Source organism: Martelella mediterranea (assembly GCF_021021415.1).
Classification (GTDB): Bacteria; Pseudomonadota; Alphaproteobacteria; order Rhizobiales; family Rhizobiaceae; genus Martelella; species Martelella mediterranea_C.
The window spans coordinates 124,233-147,728 of the sequence record NZ_JAINWJ010000007.1; the positions used below are offsets into that span (position 1 = coordinate 124,233).

General features: G+C 63.8%; 17 protein-coding genes. 6 read left to right on the plus strand and 11 right to left on the minus strand.

Going from position 1 to position 23,496, the window contains the following annotated elements; genetic code table 11:
* Nucleotides 1–81: 81 nt before the first annotated feature.
* From K7H91_RS05080 to K7H91_RS05110, 7 genes are all read right to left on the minus strand, one after another.
* Nucleotides 82–426, minus strand: a complete 345-nt coding sequence (locus tag K7H91_RS05080; RefSeq protein ID WP_230719126.1) for a DMT family transporter — start codon at nucleotides 424–426, stop codon at nucleotides 82–84.
* A 22-nt stretch (nucleotides 427–448) separates the two neighbouring features.
* Nucleotides 449–3,400: a DNA polymerase I gene (gene polA / locus K7H91_RS05085; RefSeq protein WP_230719127.1), complete on the minus strand. Its 2,952-nt coding sequence runs from the start codon at nucleotides 3,398–3,400 to the stop codon at nucleotides 449–451.
* A gap of 117 nt (nucleotides 3,401–3,517) precedes the next feature.
* Nucleotides 3,518–4,828 carry a xylose isomerase gene (xylA, locus tag K7H91_RS05090; RefSeq protein ID WP_230719128.1) on the minus strand — a complete coding sequence of 437 codons (1,311 nt, stop codon included), beginning with the start codon at nucleotides 4,826–4,828 and terminating at the stop codon, nucleotides 3,518–3,520.
* Nucleotides 4,829–4,906: 78 nt separating this feature from the next.
* Nucleotides 4,907–6,364, minus strand: coding sequence for a xylulokinase (gene xylB, locus K7H91_RS05095; RefSeq protein ID WP_230719129.1), 1,458 nt, complete (start codon nucleotides 6,362–6,364; stop codon nucleotides 4,907–4,909).
* A 23-nt stretch (nucleotides 6,365–6,387) separates the two neighbouring features.
* The gene (locus tag K7H91_RS05100) at nucleotides 6,388–7,416 is read right to left on the minus strand and encodes a LacI family DNA-binding transcriptional regulator (RefSeq protein ID WP_230719130.1); all 1,029 of its coding nucleotides are present in this window, start codon (nucleotides 7,414–7,416) and stop codon (nucleotides 6,388–6,390) included.
* Nucleotides 7,417–7,544: 128 nt separating this feature from the next.
* Nucleotides 7,545–8,672, minus strand: a complete 1,128-nt coding sequence (locus tag K7H91_RS05105) for an extracellular solute-binding protein (RefSeq protein WP_230719131.1) — start codon at nucleotides 8,670–8,672, stop codon at nucleotides 7,545–7,547.
* Between the two features lie 150 nt (nucleotides 8,673–8,822).
* The gene (locus tag K7H91_RS05110) at nucleotides 8,823–9,380 is read right to left on the minus strand and encodes a TetR/AcrR family transcriptional regulator (RefSeq protein ID WP_230719132.1); all 558 of its coding nucleotides are present in this window, start codon (nucleotides 9,378–9,380) and stop codon (nucleotides 8,823–8,825) included.
* A 78-nt stretch (nucleotides 9,381–9,458) separates the two neighbouring features.
* On the opposite strand from K7H91_RS05110, the gene K7H91_RS05115 reads away from it, so the two are divergent.
* Nucleotides 9,459–10,490 carry an NAD-dependent epimerase/dehydratase family protein gene (locus K7H91_RS05115; RefSeq protein ID WP_230719133.1) on the plus strand — a complete coding sequence of 344 codons (1,032 nt, stop codon included), beginning with the start codon at nucleotides 9,459–9,461 and terminating at the stop codon, nucleotides 10,488–10,490.
* Here K7H91_RS05115 and K7H91_RS05120 read toward each other — a convergent pair.
* Nucleotides 10,482–11,267, minus strand: coding sequence for a DeoR/GlpR family DNA-binding transcription regulator (locus K7H91_RS05120; protein WP_230719134.1), 786 nt, complete (start codon nucleotides 11,265–11,267; stop codon nucleotides 10,482–10,484). The genes K7H91_RS05115 and K7H91_RS05120 overlap by 9 nt on opposite strands.
* Nucleotides 11,268–11,460: 193 nt before the next feature.
* Here K7H91_RS05120 and K7H91_RS05125 point away from each other — a divergent pair, with 193 nt between their 5' ends.
* On the plus strand, nucleotides 11,461–12,717 hold the full coding sequence (locus K7H91_RS05125) for a hypothetical protein (protein WP_230719135.1): 1,257 nt from the start codon (nucleotides 11,461–11,463) through the stop codon (nucleotides 12,715–12,717).
* Nucleotides 12,718–12,789: 72 nt separating this feature from the next.
* Here the strand turns inward: K7H91_RS05125 and K7H91_RS05130 are convergent, their stop codons facing one another.
* Nucleotides 12,790–14,370, minus strand: a complete 1,581-nt coding sequence (locus tag K7H91_RS05130; protein ID WP_230719136.1) for a phytoene desaturase family protein — start codon at nucleotides 14,368–14,370, stop codon at nucleotides 12,790–12,792.
* Between the two features lie 304 nt (nucleotides 14,371–14,674).
* On the opposite strand from K7H91_RS05130, the gene K7H91_RS05135 reads away from it, so the two are divergent.
* The 3 genes from K7H91_RS05135 to K7H91_RS05145 all read left to right on the plus strand — a co-directional run bounded on the left by K7H91_RS05135 (nucleotide 14,675) and on the right by K7H91_RS05145 (nucleotide 17,649).
* On the plus strand, nucleotides 14,675–15,460 hold the full coding sequence (locus K7H91_RS05135; RefSeq protein ID WP_230719137.1) for a cyclase family protein: 786 nt from the start codon (nucleotides 14,675–14,677) through the stop codon (nucleotides 15,458–15,460).
* Nucleotides 15,461–15,546: 86 nt separating this feature from the next.
* Nucleotides 15,547–17,136, plus strand: coding sequence for a phytoene desaturase family protein (locus K7H91_RS05140; RefSeq protein ID WP_230719138.1), 1,590 nt, complete (start codon nucleotides 15,547–15,549; stop codon nucleotides 17,134–17,136).
* A gap of 12 nt (nucleotides 17,137–17,148) precedes the next feature.
* Nucleotides 17,149–17,649 carry a MarR family winged helix-turn-helix transcriptional regulator gene (locus K7H91_RS05145; protein ID WP_230719139.1) on the plus strand — a complete coding sequence of 167 codons (501 nt, stop codon included), beginning with the start codon at nucleotides 17,149–17,151 and terminating at the stop codon, nucleotides 17,647–17,649.
* Nucleotides 17,650–17,871: 222 nt separating this feature from the next.
* On the opposite strand, the gene K7H91_RS05150 is transcribed toward K7H91_RS05145, so the two are convergent.
* Complete coding sequence (locus tag K7H91_RS05150) at nucleotides 17,872–19,413, minus strand: indolepyruvate oxidoreductase subunit beta family protein (protein ID WP_230719140.1); 1,542 nt, start codon at nucleotides 19,411–19,413, stop codon at nucleotides 17,872–17,874.
* 4 nt (nucleotides 19,414–19,417) lie between these two features.
* Nucleotides 19,418–21,571, minus strand: a complete 2,154-nt coding sequence (locus tag K7H91_RS05155; RefSeq protein WP_230719141.1) for an indolepyruvate ferredoxin oxidoreductase subunit alpha — start codon at nucleotides 21,569–21,571, stop codon at nucleotides 19,418–19,420.
* A 308-nt stretch (nucleotides 21,572–21,879) separates the two neighbouring features.
* Here K7H91_RS05155 and K7H91_RS05160 point away from each other — a divergent pair, with 308 nt between their 5' ends.
* The gene (locus K7H91_RS05160; RefSeq protein WP_230719142.1) at nucleotides 21,880–23,415 is read left to right on the plus strand and encodes an ABC transporter substrate-binding protein; all 1,536 of its coding nucleotides are present in this window, start codon (nucleotides 21,880–21,882) and stop codon (nucleotides 23,413–23,415) included.
* The last annotated feature ends 81 nt before the right edge of the window (nucleotides 23,416–23,496 follow it).

Consider the following 23,496-nt stretch of genomic DNA (forward strand, 5'->3'; position numbering starts at 1 on the left):
AATGTGTCGATTCAAGGGAAGCAACGGCCCCGTTTTGTTACAAATCAGTAATCTGAGCCGATTTTTTCGCGGATTGCCCGGTCAATGCCCGGCGGCGTTGGAGAAAAGGTTCATCACCAGCACGCCGCCGACGATCATGGCGATGCCGACCCAGGCGGCAAGATCGAGGTTCTGGCGCAGGACGATAACGCTGACAGCCGCCGTCAGCACGATGCCGAGCCCGGCCCAGATCGCATAGGCAACGCCGAGCGGTATCGTCTTCAGCGCCTGCGACAGGCAGAAGAAGGCGATGATGTAGAACACCGCGACGCCGATTGTCGGCAACAGCCGGGTGAAGCCATAGGATTTCTGCAGAAGGGTCGAACCGATCACCTCGCAGACGATCGCGATACCGAGGGCGCCATAGGCCGCGAGCGCAGGGTTCATTTCCGTTCCTTCTCCAAAAAACTCAGTGCGCCTCGTCCCAGTTGTGGGCGGCGCGGGCATCGACCTTGAGCGGAACCGCCATCGAAACAGCGGGCATGGCGGCGTTTTCCATGATGTCGACGATCACGGCGCGGGTCTTGTCGACGGCGTCGTCCTCGACCTCGAAAATCAGTTCGTCATGGACCTGAAGCAGCATCTTCGCCCGCTCGGCAAGCCTTGCTTCGCCGAGCGCCGGCTCGATCCGGGTCATGGCGCGGCGGATGATATCGGCGGCCGAGCCCTGGATCGGCGCGTTGATGGCGGCGCGCTCGTTGAAGCTTCTGACCTGATGGTTGGAGGATTTGATTTCCGGATAATGGATCTTGCGGCCGAAAATCGTCTCCACATAGCCGACATCCCGCGCCCGTTCCTTGGTGGCGTCCATATAGTCGCGGATGCCGGGGAAGCGTTCGAAATAGCGTTTGATGTAGTCGCTCGCCTCGGAGCGCTCGATGCCGAGCTGGTTGGAGAGCCCGAAGGCGGAGATGCCGTAGATGATGCCGAAATTGATCGCCTTGGCACGCCGGCGCACATCGCCCGGCATGCCTTCCACCGGCACGCCGAACATTTCCGAGGCCGTCATCGCGTGAATGTCGATGCCATCGGCAAAGGCTTGGCGGAGCTGCGGAATATCGGCGACATGGGCGAGCACGCGAAGCTCGATCTGGCTGTAGTCGGCCGACAGCAGCTTGTGGCCCGGATTGGCGATGAAGGCGGTGCGGATCTTGCGGCCTTCCGCGGTGCGCACCGGAATGTTCTGCAGGTTCGGTTCCGACGAGGAAAGCCGCCCCGTCGTGGTCGAGGCCAGCGAATAGGAGGTGTGGACGCGCTTGGTCTGGGGATGGATATAGCCCGGCAGCGCATCGGTATAGGTCGATTTCAGCTTGGTCATCTGCCGCCAGTCGACGATCCGGCTTGGCAGCGGAAGCCCCTCTGCGGCGAGGTCATCCAGCACCTGCACGGCGGTGGACCACTGCCCGCTCTTGGTCTTCTTGCCGCCGGGCAGCCCCATCCTGCCGAACAGAATATCGCCAAGCTGCTTGGGCGAGCCGATGTTGAATTTCTCGCCCGCCAATTCGTAGATTTCGTCTTCGAGTGCCGCCGCCTTCTGCGCCAGTTCGCCGGAAAGCCGCGACAGGATCTGTCGGTCGACGGAAATGCCACGCTCCTCCATGCGGGCGAGAACCGGCAGCAGCGGCCGTTCGAGCCGCTCGTAGACGGTCATCACCCGCTCGGCGGCAAGCCGGGGCTTCAGCACCAGCCAGAGCCTGAGCGTCACATCGGCGTCTTCCGCCGCGTAAGCCGTGGCGCGGTCGATATCGACATAATCGAAGGTGACCATGTTGCGGCCCGAACCGGCAACCTCCTTGTAGGGGATCGGCTGATGGCCGAGCCATTTTTCCGACAGCGCGTCCATGCCATGCCCGCCCATGCCGGAATCGAGCACATAGGAAAGCAGCATGGTGTCGTCGAAATTCTTCACCGTGATGCCGTGGCGCAGCATCACCAGATAATCATATTTGAGGTTCTGGGCGATCTTCAGAACCGCCTCGTCCTCAAGCAGGCCCTTCAGAGCGGCAAGTGCTGCGTCGAACGGTATCTGCCCTTCGGCAAGCCCGCCGCCGAGCAGATCGTCCTGGCCGGCCTTGTGGGTGAGCGGCACATAGGCCGCGCGGATCACCGCGCCATCATCGGCGGCATCCTCGTCGTAGAGCGCCAGCGAGAAGCCGACGAGTTCGGCCTGCATCGCGTCGAGCGAGGTGGTCTCGGTATCGAAGGCGACAAGGCCGCGTTCGCGCGCGGTCTCGATCCAGCCTTCGAGCGCGGTCAGATCGCGGATCGTCTCGTAATTCTCGTGCTTGATCGGCAGCGACGCAAAGCGCGCGGCCCTTGCCGCGGCAAGATCGGCCGGGCGCTTGCCATCCGTCGCGCCGGGCGCGGTCGCTGCGGCCGACGCCTTGCCCTCTCTCGGATCAAGGTCGGGCCCGTGGGCGTCAGCGCCCCATTCGACGTCGACGGTCGCCGCCTCGATCGCCTGCGCCTCGGCGCCGGTCGCCTCGGCCACGCGACGTGTCAACGAGTTGAACTCCATCGCCTTCAGGAAGGAGACCAGCTTCGGCCCATCCTGCGGCTCCAGCGACAGCGCGTCGAGCGGCACGTCGACCGGGCAATCCTGCTTCAGCGTCACCAGTTGGCGCGACACCAGCACCAGTTCGCGGCTGGCGATGATGTTTTCGCGACGCTTGTTCTGCTTGATCTGCTCGGCATTGGCGAGAAGATTGTCGAGATCGCCGAATTCCGAAAGCAGCGTCGCCGCCGTCTTCGGGCCGATGCCCGGAACGCCCGGCACATTGTCGACCGAATCGCCCGTCAGCGCCTGCAGGTCGATCATCTTTTCCGGCGGCACGCCCCATTTGTCGATCACTTCCGGCACGCCGATCTGGCGGTCCTTCATGCCGTCATACATGTGCACCTTGGGGCCGACGAGCTGCATCAGATCCTTGTCGGAGGAGATGATGGTGGCGTCGCCGCCCGCTTCCACCGCCATCCGCGCATAGGTGGCGATAATGTCGTCGGCCTCATAGCCCTCCATCTCGATGCAGGGCAGGTTGAAGGCGCGCGTCGCCTCGCGAATCAGCGCGAACTGCGGCACCAGATCCTCCGGCGGCGGCGGCCGATGGGCCTTGTAATCCGGGTAGATGTCCTTGCGGAAGGTCTTCGAGGAATAGTCGAAGATCACGGCCAGATGCGTCGGCGTGACGCCCACGGAGGTGTCGCGTGCCTGGGTCAAAAGCTTCCACAGCATGTTGCAGAAGCCGGAAACCGCGCCCACCGGCAGGCCATCGGATTTGCGCGTCAGCGGCGGCAGAGCGTGGAAGGCGCGGAAGATGAAGCCCGAGCCGTCAATCAGGAAAAGGTGATCGTCTTTTTTCATGGCGAATCCATAGCCGCTCGGGCGGCAAAGGTCCATGGTCCGAAAACGCTGCAGGCCGAGCTTTCGAAACCCGGCCTGCGCATTCTTCGGTATTCGGCAACCGTCGGCGGTCAGCCGTCACACATATTTGTTGACGATATTTTCCAGATATTCCTGGCGGCCCGATTTCGGTTCGGGGTTGATATCGTCCTTCTCCACCATGGCGGCGATATCTTCCAGCGTCATTTCGCCGGAGAGCATCTTCTTTGCGGTATCGCCGTTCCAGCCGGCATAGCGCTCGTCGAGCGGCTTTGACAGCGCGCCGTCCTCGATCATTCGGGCGGCGGCCTTCAGCCCGCGCGCGCAGCAATCCATGCCGCCGATATGGCCGTAGAGCAGGTCCGCCGGATCGATCGACTGGCGGCGCAGCTTCGCGTCGAAATTGGTGCCGCCGGAGGTGAAGCCGCCGGCCAGCAGAACCTGATAATAGGCGAGCGCCATTTCCGGCACATTGTTGGGGAACTGGTCGGTATCCCAGCCGGACTGGTAGTCGTTGCGGTTCATGTCGATCGAACCGAGCACGCCGAGCGTGCGGGCAAGCGCAAGTTCATGCTCGAAGGTGTGGCCGGCGAGAATGGCATGGCCCTGCTCGATATTGAGCTTCACTTCCTTCTCAAGCCCGTATTTCTGCAGGAAACCGTAGACCGTGGCGACGTCGTAATCATACTGGTGCTTGGTCGGCTCCTGCGGCTTGGGCTCGACCAGGATCTGGCCCGTAAAGCCGATCTTGTGCTTGTACTCGATCACCATCGACAGCATGCGCGCCATCTGGTCGAATTCGCGGCTCATATCGGTGTTGAGCAGGGTCTCGTAACCCTCGCGGCCGCCCCACAGCACATAATTCTCGCCGCCGAGCTTCATGGTGGCGTCCATGCAGGTCTTGATGGTGGCGGCGGAGTAGGCGAACACGTCCGGATCGGGATTGGTCGAAGCGCCCGACATGAAGCGGCGGTGGGAGAACAGGTTGGCCGTGCCCCACAGAAGCTTGACACCGGTCTCTTCCTGCTTCTTGGCGAAATAATCGACGATCTCGTTGAGGTTCTTCGTGCTCTCGGCGAAATTGCCGCCTTCCGGGCGCACATCGGCATCGTGGAAGCAGTAATAGGGCGCGCCGAGCAGCGAGAACAGTTCAAACGCGACGTCAGCCTTGAGTTTGGCCTTTTCCACGCCGCCATCATACCACGGCCGGTCGAAGGTGCGTCCGCCAAAGGGATCGCCGCCCTCCCATGCCAGCGAGTGCCAATAGGCAACCGCGAAGCGCAGATGCTCCTTCAGCGGCTTGCCGAGGACGACCTCGTCGGGATTGTAGTGGCGGAAGGCCAGCGGATTGTCGCTGTCCGGGCCTTCATATTTAATCTTGGCGATATCGCCGAAAAAACCGGTGCTCATATCAATTCTCCCATTCGGTTATTCTCAAATCCGGCCGATTGCCGCGCGGGCATGCCGGGTTCATTTCAGTGTTTTGCGTCAGGCCTTCGTGACGGCGCGGATCGCCGGATAGAGCGCGCGGTAGCGCTGATAGGCCTCCTCGAAGGCGGCCTTGTGCGCGGTTTCCGGCTCCACCGTTTCCGCCGTCTTGGGCGGCGTGCAGACGGCAAGCGGATCGCCGCCGGTCGCCGCCAGCATGCCGAGCCGTGCCGCGCCAAAGGCCGCGCCGAAATCGCCATCGGCGGGAATGTCGATCGGCAGGTCGAGCGCGGTCGCCACCGCCTTCAGCCAGTAGCGCGAACGCGAGCCGCCGCCGATCGCGGTGATCCTTGAAAGCTCGGTTCCGGCGGAGCGCAGCGCCTCGAGATTGTCACGCAGCGCAAAGGCCACCCCTTCCATCACCGCGCGGGTCATGGCCGGGCGGTCGCTTTCATGGGCAAGGCCGATGAACGCGCCGCGGATCTCCGCGTCATTGTGCGGCGTGCGTTCGCCGGAAAGATAGGGCAGGAAGGTGACGTCGCCGGGTACCTGTAGCGTGTCGCCGACCTCGGTCGAAAGCTCCGCCGGGCTCTTGTCGGTGATCTTCGCGTACCAGTTCAGCGTGTCGGTGGCCGACAGGATAACGCCCATCTGGTGCCATGTGCCGGGCAGCGCGTGGCAGAAGGCGTGGACCGCGCTTTCGGGCTTTGGTCGGTAACGGTCATTGGCGGCAAACAGCACGCCGGAGGTGCCGAGCGAGACGAAAGCCGCGCCATCGGCAACCGTGCCCATGCCGCAGGCGGACGCCGCGTTGTCGCCCGCCCCGCCGGCCACCACGACCGGCCCGGTCATGCCCCATTCGGCGGCAAGCGCGGATCTCAGCGTGCCGCCGACCTCCGACCCCTCGACCAGCGCCGGCATCTGCGACCGGGACAGATCGGTGGCGGCAAGAAGCTCGTCCGACCAGTCGCGCTTTGCGGTGTCGAGCCAGGAGGTGCCGGCCGAATCCGACATTTCGGAGATGTATTCGCCGGTCAGCCAGTAGCGCAGATAGTCCTTCGGCAGCAGCACCTTGCCGACCTTGGCGAAAATCTCGGGCTCGTTCTTCTTGACCCAAACCAGTTTCGGCGCGGTGAAGCCGGGAAACACGATATTGCCGGTAATCGCACGGAAGCGCGGATCGTCATCAAGCTGGGCAGCCTCGACATAGGACCGCGTGTCGTTCCACAGAATACAGGGGCGCAACACCGCGCCGTCGCCGTCAAGGATCGTGGCGCCGTGCATATGGCCGGACAGGCCGATGCCCCTGACCGCCGCAAGCTCGCCCGGATGGCGTTCGGCGAGACGGCCGACGGCGATCCGGCAGGCGGCGATCCAGTCCGCCGGGTCCTGCTCCGACCAGCCGTGATGCGGCCGCGCGACCGACAAGGCCGCATCGGCGCTGGCGATCACGGTCTGGCCGTCATCGATCAGCATGGCCTTCAGGCTGGAGGTTCCGAGATCGAGCCCGAGATACATGGCGTTCTTCCCTTTCCCGCCCCTCAGGGCAGATTGTCCTTGATGAAAATGTCGATGCGGATGCGTTCCTGCGCGGCGATCACCGGCACGCCGTCGGCCTCGGCCTTCAGCACCCGGATCGCGCTTCTGACCTCATGGCCGGCGTCCTGGTTCAACACCGCGTCGAAAAGGCCGTTTTCGAGCGCGGCGCGCGAATGATCGGAAAGCTCGTGCGCGATCGTGACGATTTCGCGGCCACTGGCGCGCGCCTTTTCCAGCGCCGCGATCAGGCCGCGATTGCCCGCGCCCAGGCTGTAAATGCCGATGATATCGGGGTCGCGGGCCAGCGCCTCATCCACCAGCCGCTCCGCAAATGCAGCGTCGTCACGACCCTCCATGGGCGCGGTGAGCTGGAGGTGCGGAAAATCGAGCGCCATACCCTCGGAAAAACCGGAAAGCCGGTTCTGGTGGTCGCGCACAGAAAGCGAACCGACGAGAATGGCGATGCGCCCGGCGCGCGGACCGATGAACCGGCCAAGCAGGGTCGCGGCGGTGCGGCCGGCCGCCTGGTTGTCGACGCCTGCATAATGGTCACGGCCGCTATCCTCCAGATCGGAGACCAGGGTGACGACCGGAATGCCCTTCTTCTTCAGCGCGCCGACGGCCGCGCGCACGGGATCGGCATCGACCGCGACCAGCGCGATGCCGGCGGGCTCTTTCTCGCCCGCCGCGATCAGCGCTTTCGCCAGCGCATCGCCGTCAAAGGCCGGCACGTCGATGATGCTGATCTCGGTGCGCTCGATCCGCCCGCGTTCGCCGGCCTGTTCGACGGCCGCGCGCAGCGCCGCCATGAAGGCGTTGTCGTTGAGCGGCAGGATGAAGGTGAAGGGATAGACCCGGCCCTTGGCGAGATTGGCGGCGGCGACATCGCGCACATAACCGAGCGAGCGGATCGCCTCCTCGACCTTTGCCTTCGTCTTTTCGCGCACGCCGGGCCGGCCGTTCATGACGCGGTCCACGGTCGCCAGACTGACGCCTGCCTTGATGGCTATGTCATGCACTGTCGGGCGCATGTCTCCCCCGCCTGACGATTTCCTCCGCGGTCCGCGGTCCGGACCTTGTTATGCCTCCCTTATAGCGCGCCGTTTGATGTACGTAAATCAAAAATTCCCGCGGCAGTTTTCAGGCGCGGAAATTCACATCAGAAACTGTCCTCGAACAGCTTGTTGAGCCGGCCGATGACGGCGATGGCGGGCGCATCGGTGCGCAATGCCTCGTTGAGCACATCCGAGGCTTCGCGCTGGAAACGGATATAGCCATTGTGGCGCGGACGCATATAGGCGTGGGCGGCTGTATCGGCGATATTGCGATAGAAGCCGTTGACGGCGCTGTTGACCTCAAGGCTTTTCCAGCCATCGGCATGGCCCGGCTGGCCGCCGGCTCCAGCGTAGAGCGTTGCCTGCACCGGGCCGCTTGCGATCCAGTAGGCATAGTCGATCGCCGCGTCGCGGTTTTCGCTGAAGGCAGAGACGGCGATGCCGGTTCCGCCGAGCACCGATCCCGCCGGGCCGCGCTCGCCCAGCCCCGGCATATTGGTAAAGCCGAGCCGGTGATGGCGAAACCCGTCGCGCGCATAGAGCGCGTAGCCGGCGACATAGGGCGAGATGCTGGCCTGGGTATCGGGCGCCGAAAGCGCCTCCAGAACCCCGACCGGGTCCATCGCCTGATTGTCCTCGGGAACGAGCCGCGCAAGCGCGACCAGGCGTTCATAGGCGGCAATGCCGTCATCTTCGGCGATCAGGTTCCCGGCGCCATCATTGCGGCAGGGCGTGCCGGCATTGGCGGCGAGCGTGAAGAATGTCAGCAGGTTATGCGGCGGCCTGAGCGGCAGCAGCACATGGCCGTCTTCGGCAAGTTCGACGAGGTCATCCCAGTTTTCCGGCAGGCTGGGGGCACGGTCGGGGCGGTAGGCCATGACCTGCGCGTCGACATCGATCGGAAACGCCCATTGATGCGCCTTGTAATGAAAGGCCTCGAAGGCGCCGCCAACCGACCCCTCTTTCATCGCCTCGCGCTCATCCTCCCGACCCTCGACATCGAGAGGCGCGAGGCAATTGTCGGCCGTGATCTGCCCGAGATGGGGATGATCGATGACGATCAGGTCATAGTCGCGGGCGATATCGACCGGCGTCAGATCCTCCAGCTCCTCGAGGCCGGGCTTTTCCCACTTGACCTCGACGCCGGTCTTCTCCCGCCATTCATCCGCGCTCGCCGCCAGAGGCTCGAAGCCGCGCGGATGGGTCCAGGTCATGCCCTTCAAGGTCGTCATACAGTCAAGCTCCACTCCAGCGCCGCACCGGCGAGCGCGATCCTGCTAAAAATAACGGTTTCAGAAATTTCGTTAACAGCAGAAGAAAGCCGCTCGCGGGCGGAATGTTCCAAAGCGCCGGTATTATAGGCCCTACCGATGTGGCGCGCGTCATGGAGCGGCAAGCAGCCGCCGCACGACGAAGCCGACATCGGCGGGCTCGATGCGGCTGCCGGCATAGGCCCCAAACAGACCGTCGACGCAGGCAAGCACCAGGTCCGCGCGGCGGCTGGCCTGATCGCGCGGCCACCCTTCGCCGGCGAGCAATTCGGCGAGCCTTGCGGAAAGCCAGGCATTGATTTCCGCCAGCGCCTGTTCGGCGAAGGCCTCGGTATTGTCGAGAAGCTCGCCGGCATGCGGGGAGTTGCTCAGCAGCGCCGCCATGCGGGAATACTTGTTCTCCAGCGCCGACGCCGCGCGCTCGACAGCGCTGCCGGGACCGTCCAGCGTTTTTTCGGCTTCCGCTTTCATGTCGTCCAGCACCGCGGCAAGCGTCGCCTGAAACACCGCCTCCTTGTCCGGGAAATAGGCGTAGAGCGTGGGTTTGGCGACGCCCGCGCGCTTGGCGATGCCCTGCATGGTGGTGGCGCGCAGGCCGTTTGCCAGAAACTCGGCCTGGGCCGCCGCCAGTATTTTTTTCGTTCGCGCTTCTGATTTTGGAGCCGGCACTGTTTTTCCTCTTGCATATCGCCTAAATTGAACGATATGAACATATATAGTTCAAAACGTTCAATTGCGGAGTCCGAAATGAACGATATTGTCCTTCTGACCGGCATTACCGGCTTTCTTGGCGGCCATATCGCCGTCGAACTTCTCAATGCCGGTTATAGCGTGCGCGGAAGCCTGCGCAATCCGGGCGCAAACGGGGAGCGGGCGGAAGCGACCCGCAAGGCGCTGGAAGAGGCTGGCGCCGACACATCGCGACTTGAATTCGTGACGCTCGACCTGACCGAGGACGAGGGCTGGCACGATGCCGCGCACGGCGCCCGTTTCGTGATCCACAGCGCCTCGCCCTTCGTGACCACGATGCCGAAAGACCCCGACGAACTGGTCTACCCCGCCGTGAGCGGAACCGAACGGGCCTTGGGCGCCGCTAGACGGGCGGGCGTCGAGCGGGCGGTGCTGACAAGTTCCTCCGTCGCGATTGTCAACGGCCGGGGTCCGACGAGCAGGAAAAATGCGCTCGGCCCCGACGACTGGCCGAACCCGGATGAGGGCCGGCTCAACGCCTATCAGCTTTCCAAAGTGCTGGCCGAGCGCAAGGCCTGGGAAATCGCCGAACATGATGGCCTTGCCCTTGCCGTCATCAATCCCGGCTTTATCCTGGGGCCGCTGCTGGACGACGACCCGGGCACATCGGGCGCGCTGTTCGTCAGGCTGATGAAGGGCGATGTGCCGATGCTCCCGCGCCTTCACCTGCACATGGTCGACGTCCGCGACCTCGCCCGCATTCATGTCGCGGCGCTGACGGCGCCGGATGCGCTCGGCAAACGAAATCCCGCCGCCTTTTCCAATATGGATCTCGCCGCGCTCGCCGCGACGCTCGCCCGCGAAGTGCCCGAACGCGCCGGCAGGATCCCGAAACGCAAGGCGCCCGACTTTCTCGTGCGCTTGCTGGCGCTGTTCGATGGCGATATCAGAGCCAATATTAACGAACTCGGCTACGCGCCCGCGCTCGATTCAAGCCGCGGCGCGGCACTTCTCGGCCGCCCGCCCCGTTCCGCCGAAACCATGATCGGCGATATGGGCCGTTCGCTGGTCGCCCGGGGACTAGCCTGAAGCGGCCACCTGCCGCCCGCCCGACACCACGACTTCGGTCCCCCACTCCCGGCAGCGTTCGGCAAGCGGTGCGGAAAGGCGCTGATCGGTGAAGAATGTGGCGATATCGGCAAGGCTGGCGATCCGCGCCGGCGCGGTGCGGGCGAATTTGGAATGGTCGGCGACGAGCACGGTTTTGCGGGCGCGGCGGATCGCCGTCTGGCTGACGCCGACCTCCATTATGTCGAAATCCAGCAGGTCGCCATCGCCATCGATCGCCGAACAGCCGATTACGGCAAGATCGAACTTGAACTGCTCGACGATGCGGTTGGCGAGCGGACCGACCAGCCCGCCATCGGCGCGGCGCAACTGCCCGCCCGCCACCACGATCTCGCAGCCGGGATTGGCGACCAGGATATTGGCGACATTGATGTTGTTGGTGACGACGACAAGGTTCTTGTGGCCGAGCAGCCTCGCCGCCACCGCCTCCATCGTCGTGCCGATATTCATGAAGATCGCGGCGTTTTCCGGGATCGCCGCGGCGCAGGCCTCGGCAATCGCCGCCTTTTCGGCGGCATAGAGCGCCCGGCGGTCGTCATAACCGATATTGGCAGTGCCAGACGGCAGCACCGCGCCGCCATGAACGCGGGTGAGCTTGCCTCGTTTGGCGAGTGTCAGCAGGTCGCGGCGGATGGTCTGCACGGTGACGCCGAGGCGTCTTGCGGCATCCTCGGCCACAATCCGGCCCTCTTCGCGGGCCATCTGCATCAGATCGTCAAGGCGGAACGTTTGCGACACGGCCTTCCCCGGTTTGGCCGTGACTTTCACGGCGCGTTCACTCTCTTCCGCAAAAGAGGCATTTTTCGCCGCGTTTTGCAACGGTTTGAACCGGTTATGCGTTGAACGGTGGCGCTGACGGTATTTTGCCTTGATCACGCGGCTGAAACACTGTCAAAAGCGATAAGCCAGCTTCAACGGACGGGAAGATAAAGTGAGCGGACTTGAAACAGCCATCAGGACAGCGCTGGAAAACACCGACCGGCGGGACGCCAACCAGCGCGCCCGGGTCTATCAATCCGCACGGCAGGCGCTGGAAAAGGGCCTTGCCAACCAGAACATAACCGAGCCCGGCGCGGTTGCCCGCCAGCGCCGCAGGCTCGACGACATCATCACCGCGATCGAACAGGAAGAGGCAGCCGCCGCCCGCAAGGCGCGCGAGGCCCAGAAGGCCCCTGCCCGGCCCGTGTTCGATGATCCCTTCGCCGTCGGCCGCGCGCCGGAAAAGCCCGCCCCCTCGCTCGAAGACGAGATCGGCGCGATCACGCCCGGCGACAGCTTTACGGCCGAACCGGCTTTCGAAGCGGAACCGGACGCCCATTTCGCCTATCCCGAAAGCCCTGTGATTGCCTCGGAGGAGGCGGACAATGTCGATTTCACCGAGGCCGGCTTCACCATGGCGCCGCAGGTGGAAAGCGGTCATCTGGACCGCGAGGCGCTGTCGCCGATGGGCGATATCGCGGTGACGGACGAAGACCGCGCGCCGCTTGCCGGCAGCGTGAAGGCCGACCCGCGCCCGCGCCGCATATCGCGCAAACAGCGCAAGGCGGCGGCGAAGGCCGAGAGGCACCAGAAGCCGGTGCGGCGGCGACGGACGCTGACCGCCATGATGATCGGCGTGATCGTGATCGCCTTCCTGCTGCTCGGCGGATGGTGGGTGGTCGATTCCAATTTCGCGCTCAACCCCGAACGCCTCGATACCGCCGTTCCCAATCCCGCCCCGCGCATCGAGGCCGAGGATTTCGAAGGCGCTTCGGGTTGGACCACGATCTTCCAGCCGGGCACGGCGAATGTGCTGACGCCCGGTTCGCAGGCAAGTCTTGAGACCGTTACATTCGATGATGCCCCCGCCGTTGAGATTGCCTCCAATGCGACCGGCGATGCCGGCGCGGTGGCAATCGCGCTGCCGGTCGCCGTGCGCGGCATGCTGGAAAGCGGGCCGGTGCTGATCGAGATCAGTTCGGTCGCGCCCGATGGCGGCGGTCAGCCGGTCGGCATCTATTGCGCCGATGGCACGATCGAGGGTTGCCAACGCCACCGCTTCACCGCGTCCGCCCATCGCGACAGCATGGTCATCCGCCTCGACCCGAGCCAGGGCGTGCTGCCGAGCCGGCTGTTGATTTCCAGTGACCTCGACGGCTCCGGCGCGCCGCTCAACATCTTCGCCATCCGCGCGCGCGAAGCCGAATAAGCCACCGGCCTTTCCACCCCAGGTCCCAGCCGAGCCGCCATTCCGGCGGCTCATATGTTTTTCGCGACGCTCCTATCCGGCCAGCATCTTCGCCAGCATGAAGCCGGAGCCGGCGCCGGTTCCAGCACCCGGCCATGTCGCCGCGCCGCACATGTAGAGCGCGGGCACCGGCGTCTTGTAGCGGGAATAGCCGGTGGCGGGGCGAAACAGGAAATTCTGGTCGAGATGGTGCGAGCCGGACAGGCTGTCGCCGCCAATCAGGTTCGGGTTCGCCCGCTCCAGGTCGCGCGGTGAGAACACGGCGCTTGCGCGGATCTTCGCCCGTGTCCCCGGCGCATGGGTCTCGATGATATCGAGCACGCGCTCGGCATAGGCATGCTTGACCTCGTCCCAGTCGGTCTCGGTGATCTCGCCTGCCGCATCGCCCCTGATCTCGGCCGGCAGCACCCGCACCTGCACCCACAGCACATGCTTGCCCTTTGGCGCGCGCGAGGGGTCGACCGCAGTTGGCTGGCCGACGACGAGTGCCGGTTCAGCGGGCAGCAACCCGTCCATCGCCTCGGCATAAAGCCGCGACATCATCCGCATGTCGGGCGCGATGTGGATATAGGCATAGTCGCTGAGTTCTGCGCCCGCAGACCAAGCCGGCAGCTCGTCCATCGCCAGATGGATCATCATCGTGCCGGGGCCAGCGCGGAAATCGTCAAACGTGTCGCCAAGGTCTCCAAGCCGGCTGTTTTTCGGCACGAGATCGTCGAACAGCAGCTTCGGGTGCACATTGGCAATCACGGCCTTGCGGGCGGAAATCGTCCGGCCGTTGGCGAGAGACACGCCCGTCGCCTTGCCGGCCTCATCGAGTTCCACGCCCACGACCCGCTCGCCGAGCAGGATTTCGCTGCCGCGCTCCTCCACCACCTTGGTCATCGCGCGGATGATGGTATCGGCGCCGCCCTTGCCGATGACCATGCCGAAGGCCTGGTTGGCCATCGATTCCAGATAGGGAAACAGCGCGCCGCCGGCGACATCCGGCGCGAAATCGAGGTGCAGACCCCAGGTCGCCATCATCACCTTCAGCTTTTCATTTTCGAAATGCCCGTCGAGGAAATCGCGCGGGGTTGCCAGAAGCAGCCGGGCCAGCCGGTAAAGCCCTGCCGTGCCGAGCGCCCGCCAGGCCTTCCACACCGCCTTGGCCGTCTGAAAGGAAGGGATAGGCGCGCCCATCAGCGCGAAGATATGGGGCGCGTCGCGGGAGAAATCGGCAAGCATCCGCTCCCAGGCTTCGGCATCCTTTTGCGAAAGCGCCGCAATGCCGGCTTTGGTCTCGGCGACATCCGTGCCAACGCCGAGCGCGGTTGCGTCACGGAACACGCTGGCGAAACAATGCGGCGCCGGCACCAGTTCCAGCCCGGCCGCCGTCAACGCCTCGCGGTGGGCGGCGAAGAAGGCGGAGCCGGCGAACATTGAAAGGTTCATCGCGCCGAAATCATGCCGGAAGCCGGGCTCGGTGAACTCCTGCGTCTTGACCGCGCCGCCGGCCGCCTCGGCCGCTTCGACAACACAGACCTTCCAGCCTTTGGCGGTCAGATGAACGGCCGCCGCAAGGCCGTTGTGGCCCGCACCAATGATTACCGCGTCATAAACCGTCGTCGCCATCCGCGTCCCCTCGAACCAATATACCTATATGCATACATAATTCACGCGAGCCAGAAGAGCATTTTTTCAGGTTCGAGCGCAATAGTCAGTGTCAATATTGCCGGTCTGACAATGATTTTGGCATTTTCCCCCGATTGCGACAGGCCGCGCCGCGCGCCCGCAAGAAATGCATCCGCGTCACCATGATCCTTGCATTATCATATTTTCTTTCATAGGCTCTCCGGCAACGTCCGCAACAAGACCGGTCGATCAAGACCGCGCGACGCGCCGGCACCGGTTCCGGACGACAAAGGGGAAGATTATCATGAATGACTCATCCGTGCTTGGAAGCCTCGCCTCCGCCCTGTTGTCGGGGTCGGTCAAGGTTGTCGACATCACCGCGCCGCTCGGCCCGGAAACGCCCGTCCTGTACCTCCCGCCCGAATTCGGCCAGAACACGCCGAATGTGAAGGTGCACAAGATTTCCGAGTATGACGAAAACGGGCCGTTCTGGGCATGGAACTGGATCGAGCTCGGCGAGCATACCGGCACCCATTTCGACGCGCCGTGTCACTGGATCACCGGCAAGGACAATCCCGACAACACCACGGACACGATCAAGCCGCAGAACTTCGTGGCCCCCGTCAACGTCATCGATCGCTCGAAGGAAGCCGAGGCCGATCACGATTACCTGCTGACCGTCGACAGCATCAAGGAATGGGAAGCCGAGCACGGCGAGATCGAGGCCGGAAGCTGGGTGGTGATGCGCACCGACTGGTACAAGCGCAACGGCTCGACGGAAACCTTCCTCAACGCCGATGAGAACGGCCCGCATTCCCCCGGCCCGACGGCGGAGGCGATCGAATATCTGCTTTCCAAGGGCATTATTGGCTGGGGTCAGGAAACCGTTGGCACCGACGCCGGTTCCGCCGGCGGCATGGAGCCGCCCTTCCCGGCGCACAATCTGATGCACAAGCACAATAAATACGGCCTTGCGAGCCTCTCGAACCTCGACCAGCTTCCGGCCAAGGGCGCGATCCTGATCGCGGCGCCGCTGAAGTTCGTGAAGGGCACCGGCTCGCCGGTGCGCGCGCTGGCGCTGATCGCCTGAGGAGCGCTGACGCTCTGATATAAGCCCGACGCGACAATGTTTTGCCGCGTTGGGGCACTTATCGGCTTTTTGGAACGGAGATCGCATTGGCGGATTTCGATCACATCATCATCGGCAGCGGCATCAACGCGCTGGTCGCCGCCTCGCTCCTCGGCAAGGCCGGCAAGCGTGTGCTGGTGCTGGAGCGCAACGAGACCATCGGCGGCTGCCTGCTAACCGCGGAGGTGACTGCGCCCGGTTACCTGCACGATGTGATGGCGACCACCATGGTGCTGTTCCTCACCTCGCCGGCCTTCGCGGCACTCGGCGACGATCTTGCCGCACGCGGCGCGGAGTTCTGCCACACCGACACGCCGACCGGGGTGTTGCGCCCCGACGGCAGCCACCTGATCTACGCCATGGACCGCAAACGCAATATCGACGCGTTCAACGCCAAGGCCGCCGGCGACGGCCAGACCTTAGACGCCGAAATGGCGGCGATGGCGGGCGATGCCGATTTCGTGTTCTCGCTGCTTGGCGGCAATCTCTGGTCGGGCGCGACAGCGAAGAAACTGCTGAAGGAGACCTGGAAGCGCGGTTCGCGCGGCCTTGCCGCATGGTTCGGCGATGCGCTGACGCCCGCGCGCGGCTATCTGGAAACAACCTATATTTCGGACGAGGCGAAGGCGCTCTGGGCCCCTTGGGTGCTGCATTGCGGCCTGTCGCCGGAGGCGAGCTATTCGGCCGAGATGCTGAAGGTGATCGGCTTTGCGATCGAGCTTGCCGGCTGCCCGATCGTCAAGGGCGGCGCTGTCAACCTGACGCGCGCCTTCGAGCGGCTGATTCGCGACCATGGCGGCGATATCCGCACCGGATGCGATGTCGCCGGCATCATCCTTGGGAAGGACGGCAAGGCCGCCGGCGTGCGGCTTGCCGACGGAACGGAAATCGAGGCCAGGCGCGGCGTCATCGCCTCCGTCACGCCCGACCAGCTTTACAGGCGCCTGCTCGGCGAGACCGGAAAACCCATGCCGGCCGATGTCCAGAAAGGACTAAAATCCTATCGCTACGGCAAGGGCGACATGCAGATCCACTACGCGCTGAAAACGCCGCCGACATGGAAGGCGGGCGACGAACTCGGCAAGGTCGCGCTGATCCATCTCACCGACGGTCTCGACGCGGTGTCGCGCTCATCAAACGAGGCCGAGCGCGGGCTGCTGCCGGCCGAACCCACCGTCTGTGTCGGCCAGCCGACGGCGCTGGATCCGAGCCGCGCACCCGACGGCGCTGCGATTCTGTGGCTTCAGCTTCCCGACACGCCGCGCCATATCAAGGGCGATGCGGCGGGCCTTCTCGATTGCCCGCAAGACGGACGCTGGACGGAGACGCTGCGCGAGGCCTTCGCCGATCGCGTCGAGGCCATGCTGTCCGCCCATATCGAGGGTTTTAAGGACAATGTGATTGCCCGCAGCGTCTCATCGCCCGCCGATCTCGAGATCATGAACATGAACCTCGTCGGCGGCGATCCCTATGGCGGTTTTTGCGGGCTCGACCAGTTTTTCCTCTGGCGCCCGTTCAAGACGGCCATTAACCACAGGACCCACGTGCCCGGCCTTTACCATATCGGCGCCTCGACCCATCCGGGTCCGGGCCTTGGCGGCGGCTCGGGCTTTCTGCTGGCATCCTCGTTGACGTAATGGAGTGGGTTCATGGGTGAGCGTTTCTCAGGCTCGAACGGTGACGGTGAGACGGGCGAAGCCGTCCGTAGCCTCGGCGAAATCGGGCTCAACGCGTTTTCGCCCTATCTGATGAATCGGGTGATGGCGCGCTACAACGCCAATCTCGCCGAGGAGCTGAAGCATCTCGGCATGTCCACCGCCAAGGTGCGCACCCTTGCCGTGCTCTCGGTCATTACCTCGGCCACGATCAACGAGCTGTCGGTTCTCGCCGTGGTCGAGCAGTCGACCATGAGCCGCACGCTCGATTCGCTGGAGGAGCAGGGCTATATCCGCCGCCAGTCGCGCGACAAGGATATGCGGGTGCGCGACGTTTCGATCACCGAGGAAGGCCGCCTCGCCTTCGACGCCGCATGGCCGACCATGCACAGCTTCGTGCAGCAGATGTTCGACGGCATCGACGAGGACGAACAGCGCGCCTTCGTGACCACGCTGCAGAAAATGCTGCGCAATGTACGGGTGAACGAGATTTAGAGCGGCTGGCAGCAGCCAAGCTCAGGACGTCACCGCATAGCCCCCCAATCTTCTCGCCCCGGAGGGGAGAGATGTCGCGAAAGCGACAGTGAGGGGCGAGTCCATCCCCACGAACGCCCTCACGTTTTGAAATGCTGCATCACCCTCACTCCCCCCTTTCGGGGGTATCTCTCCCGCAAGCGGGAGAGAATAGTTGGAGCAAGCGTCAATTCCAGTAGCGACTTACAGCGTCGCCACCGTCTTCAGCGCGCCGTCGAGCGCAATGCCGCTTTCGTCGATGAGGGCTGCCTGGCGGAGGCGGCGGAGCCAGTCGGCGCCGTCCTCACGCGGTTGCAGCATCGGCACGGCGGAGAGCACGCGGTCAAACTTCGACAGGCCGCGGGCATGGGTATCCGAATAGCCCTTGACCAGACGGCGGGTGGCGATCACTTCCACGGCGAGATCGTAGTTTGTGGGCAGCACGGCAAGCGCCTGCTTGAGCCAGGCCTCACGGTGCTCCGCCTCGCGGAAATGGCGCAGGCTGCCGCGCCGGATGCGGCGCATGGACGACAGGAAATAGAGCGAGGAGAACCAGAACAGCGTGCCGGTTTTCACCCGCCGGCCCTTGTTGACGCGCCGGTCGAGAAAGGCGAACAGTTTCGGCCGCGCCTCGATCCAGAGCCCCAGCCTCTTCGGCAGCGTGCCGCAGACCTCCTCCATGCGCGGATGCATGTATTCGGTCATGTAGAGGATTTGATCCTCCCCGACGCCAACCTCGTTATGGACGCGCTTGAAGCGGGTGCCGCGCACCTTCAGATCGGCGACCCGCACGACATCGTCATAGGCCATGGCCACGGCAACATATTTGGCTGCCGCCACGGTAAAGGCAAAACCCTTCGCCTCCCCGCCATTGGCGCGGTCGGCGGCAAGGAGCGCGGCCATGCGGGTCAGATATTCGTCGGCATAGGCCGGGTCCTGGAAATCGGTGAGCTTCTTCACCCCGGCGAAGAGCATGGCATGGGCGATATCCGGAAATTCGGCGCGGATGCGGTTCACGAGACTGTCGAGCGCGGGATGGCCGGCGGTTTCCGGAAGGGCGTCCAGCCGTTTGGCCGGCGTTGCCGAGACCTTGTCATTTTCGCCCTGAAGGGCGCGGGCATAGGCGGCATCGAAGGCCCTGAGGCTGGCGGCGACGCCGCGCCCGCCGGCCTTGATGGTTTCCTCATAGGCTTCCTTGGCGAAAGGCAGCGCCCTGGAGGCGGCGAATGCGCCGAACATGGATGAGGAGATCACGCTGCCGTTCTTCACCGCCAGCGTATCCATGTCGAAGGCGATGGTCTTGCGGGCGGCGAAATCGGTGGCATCGACCACGGTTTCGGGATTGCCGATGCCATCGCCCGGCTTTTCCTTCTCGCCCACGGCAAACGAGCGATGGGTGGAGGCGATCAGCAGCGTCTTTTCCGGCGTCACCAGGCCGCGCATCACCGAGCGGCCGGCCTCCATCAGCTCCGCCGCGATCACGACATCCACATCGCCGGGCGTCGGCATCAGCGACAGGATCGGCATCGCGCCCTCGCGCGGCTTGATCAGCTCGAGATAGTAGATCGTGGCACCCGTGCGCTGGGCAACGCCCGGCACGGAGGTGGTCTGGGCCACCCAGCCCTGGCTTTCGGCCAGATGCACGATCCAGTCGGCGAGAACGCCGCCGCCCTGTCCGCCCATGGCGAGGATCGCGATCGAAAGCGGCTTGTCGGCGGAAAGCACCGCGGTGTCGGTCATCATCATGGGTCTACTCGGCAAAAACGATGCGGCGGGCCTGACGGCGGCTCTGCAGCCAGCCGATCACGGCGGCGCGGATGCGATGGACGAAGCGGTCCCAGCCGGTCGGATTGTGGATCACATCGGCGCGGTAGAAGGAGGGACAGAGGACGGCCGCCTCCGAGACCTCGCCGCAATTGCCGCAGCCGACGCAGGAATTGTCGATCGCCGCCACCGGATCATCCTTCAGCGGATCGTCGGTGTGCTTGACCGAGAGCGAGGGACATCCCGACAGGCGGATGCAGGCGTGATCGCCGGTACAGACATCCTCGTCAACGCCGAAGCGTTCCTTGACCATGCGCTTGCCGTCCTTCACCGCCTTGGCGAATTGCGGCTTCACGCGACGCTGCTTGTTCAGCATGCATTCGGAAGAGGCGACGATGATCTTCGGACCTTCCTCCTTGGTCGTCAGCGCTTCGCGCAGCGTGTCGCGCATCTTTGCGACATCATAGGTGCGGTCGATCTGGCGCACCCATTTGGCGCCGACGCCCTTCACCGCGTCGACGATCGAATTGTTGGTCTTGCGGCGCGCATTGCTGGCGCGCGAGGAGAGAATGTCCTGCCCGCCGGTGGCCGCCGAATAATAGTTGTCGACCACCAGGATGACGCCGTCCTGCTTGTTGAACACGGCATTGCCGACGGAGGTGGCAAGGCCGTTGTGCCAGAACCCGCCATCGCCCATCACCGAGATCGAGCGCTTGTCGGATTCGACGTTGAAGGCGGAGGCCGAGGCCGGGCCGAGACCATAGCCCATGGTGGTGCCGCCGATATTGAAGGGCGGCAGGATCGAAAACAGGTGACAGCCGATATCGGCCGAGACGTGATGCTCGCCGAGTTCCTTCTCGACGAGTTTCATCGCCGCGAAGATCGGCCGTTCGGGACAGCCGGTGCAGAAACCGGCCGGGCGCGGCGGCACCACCTCGGCCAGCGCCTTGACCTTGGGATCGGCAAGCACGGGGCCGGCATCGGGCACCGGCGGGCGGTTGCCGAGGATCTGCGGGGCATACGCCTCGAAGAAGGCCGAGAGCCCGTTGACCAGCACGGGCGTGGTGTATTCGCCACCGAGCGGCAGGATATCCTTGCCCGAAACCTTGGTCTGGAGATCGCGGCGGCGCATCAGCGTGTGCAGCGCCTGCTCGATATATTCCGGCGCACCCTCTTCCAGCATGACCACCGCCTTCTTGCCGGCGCAGAAGTCGACGACCTCCTCGTCGATCATCGGATAGGCGACATTCATGCAGTAGATCGGCACCCGGGAATTGCCATAGACATCGGCAAGGCCAAGCTGCTGCAGGGCGCGCATGGCATTGTTGTAAAGCCCGCCCTGCATGATGATTCCGACATCGCCCTCTTCCGGGCCGAAATACTCGTTGAGCCTGTTTTCCTTCACGAACTCGATCGCGGCCGGCCAGCGCTTCTCCAGCTTTTCCTTTTCATGGGCAAAGCTTGCCGGCGGGAGCACGATGCGGCTGACATCGCGCTTCGGGTTCTCCAGCGCCTCGCGCAGGGTGAAAGGCGGGCGCTTATTGTCCTTGGCGGCGAACTGGCCGTGGACATGGCAGGAGCGGATGCCGACCTGCAGCATGACCGGCGTGTTGGAGGCTTCGGAAAGCTCGAAACCCTTTTCGACCGCATCGACGATCGAGGGCAGGTTGGGGCGCGGCGTCAGCAGCCACATCTGCGATTTCATCGCGAAGGCGTGGCTGCGCTCCTGCATGATCGAGGAGCCCTCGCCGAAATCCTCGCCGATGATCACCAGCGCGCCGCCGGTGACGCCGCCGGAGGAAAGGTTCGAGAGCGCATCGGAGGCGACATTCGTGCCCGCCGTCGATTTCCACGTCACCGCGCCGCGCACCGGATACATCACCGACGCCGACAGCATGGCGGCAGCAGCCGCCTCCGAGGCCGAGGATTCGAAGTGGACGCCGAGATCGGCCATCACGTCCTTGGCGTCGGCCAGCACATCCATCAGATGCGAGATCGGCGAGCCCTGATAGCCCCCGACATAGGAAACGCCGGACTGCAGCAGCGCCTTGGTGATGGCCAGAATTCCCTCGCCTCGGAAGGTATCGCCCTCGCCCAGTTTCAGGTCCTCGACCTCGCGTGCGAACGACCGTTCTGCCATCTCGAATTCCCCTTTTCCGTTGACCGGAAATCTGAATTAACATGCATTAGCATATTTTTGGGTTTCTTGAAATGTCAACTGAATTAGCGATTTTCCGCGAAATTCAGCCGCAACACGGAAAACCCCGCGTCAAAAGGCATGCAATTGCATATTTAAGCATCACAGTTGCAAAAATCTGCCCTCAAAACTTTAAACCTCAAATATTTGCCTTGCCGCGCGGCCCGATTTGCTCTTAGACTTGGAACACACAACAAGCATGACCCCGCGGAAATCATCCGACGGGGGTGGGGAACAACTGGAGCATCACCATGACGACATTCACCCGTCGCCAGACACTTGGCCTTGGCGCAGCCGCACTCGTCTCAGGCATTCTCGCGGGCCGCTTGCCGGTCAACGCGGCCGAGACCGATACGCTTACCATCGCATTCAACGTCAACCTGCCGTCCTTCGACCCGACGGTCGGCGCATCCGCCGTCAACCCGACGATCCAGGCGATCTACCGCTCGATCTTCAGCCAGTTCATCGGCCAGAAGACGGATCTTTCCTTCGAGCCCGGTATCCTGACCGACTGGGGCTGGAACGAGGACAAGACCAAGGTGTGGATGGACGTGCGCGAGGGCGTGACCTGGCACGACGGCTCGCCGCTGACGCCGGAAGACGTGGTCTGGTCGCTGGAACGCGCCGCCAATCCCGAGACCGGCAACCCGATCCAGTTCGTCTGGTCGACCATCGGCAATTTCTCGGTAGACGGCAACAAGGTCACCGCCGACGTGCTGCGCTTCGAGCCGACGCTGTTCATGTGGATGGCGTTCCTCACCGGCTATGTGATGCCCAAGGCCTACTATGAAAAGGTCGGGGCGGCGGGCTTCGAGGAAGCCCCGATCGGCTCCGGCCCCTATATGGTCGAGGACTATGAGGGTAACGCCTTCCTCAAGCTCAAGGCCTATCCCGGCTATTACGGCGAGAAGCCCGCCTTCGACACCGTCATCTTCAAGTTCGTGCCCGACACGACAAGCCGCGTCGCCGAGATCGAATCCGGCTCCTCGGACGTCACGCTGGAAATTCCCTATGAGGAATATGACCGCCTGATCGCCAAGCCGGGCCTTTCGGGCGTGGCCGAGCCAGTCTCCGATATCGGCATGATCTTCCTCAACAATATCGACGTGATGAACGACAAGAATGTGCGCCTTGCCGCAAATTACGCGATCAACAAGCAGGCGATTATCGACCGGCTGCTGTCGGGCTACGGCGTGCCGCTCGACACGCTGGAAGCGCCGGAATATTCGGCCTTCGATCCCGATATCAAGATACCCTACGACCCCGATCTCGCCGTCAAGCTGCTGGCGGAGTCCGGCTATTCCACCGACAATCCGGTGAAGTTCACGATCCAGACTACGCGCGGGCTGAAGCCCAAGGATTACGAGATGATCCAGGCGATCGTCGGCATGTGGCGCAAGGTCGGCATCGAGGCCGACATCGAAGTCTACGAGATCGCGAAGCATTACGAGTTGCGCGCCGCCGACCAGTTGGCGCCCGCCGCCTTCTATAACTGGGGCAATGCGATCGGCGATCCGACCACCTCCACCGGCTTCGCCATGTTCGGCCCCTCGCCGCACTCGGTCTGGAACACCGACGACCTCGACGAGATGATCGGCCCGCTCTGGGGCGAGATGGACGAGGAAAAGCGGATCGAGGGCTGGAAGGCGGTCAGCAAGTACATTGCCGAACAGGGCTATGTCATTCCGCTGCTGCAATATGTCCAGCCGATCGTTTTCAAGGACACGCTGACGGTGGAGCCGAACCTTTCGGGCGCGCTGCAGCCGACGCTTATCGCGCCGAAGTAAGGACGTGGAACAGGAGGACGGGCGAGCCCCTCCCCTGAGGTTACGGAAAAGCACACCCCTCTCGCGGTTCATGCTCGGACT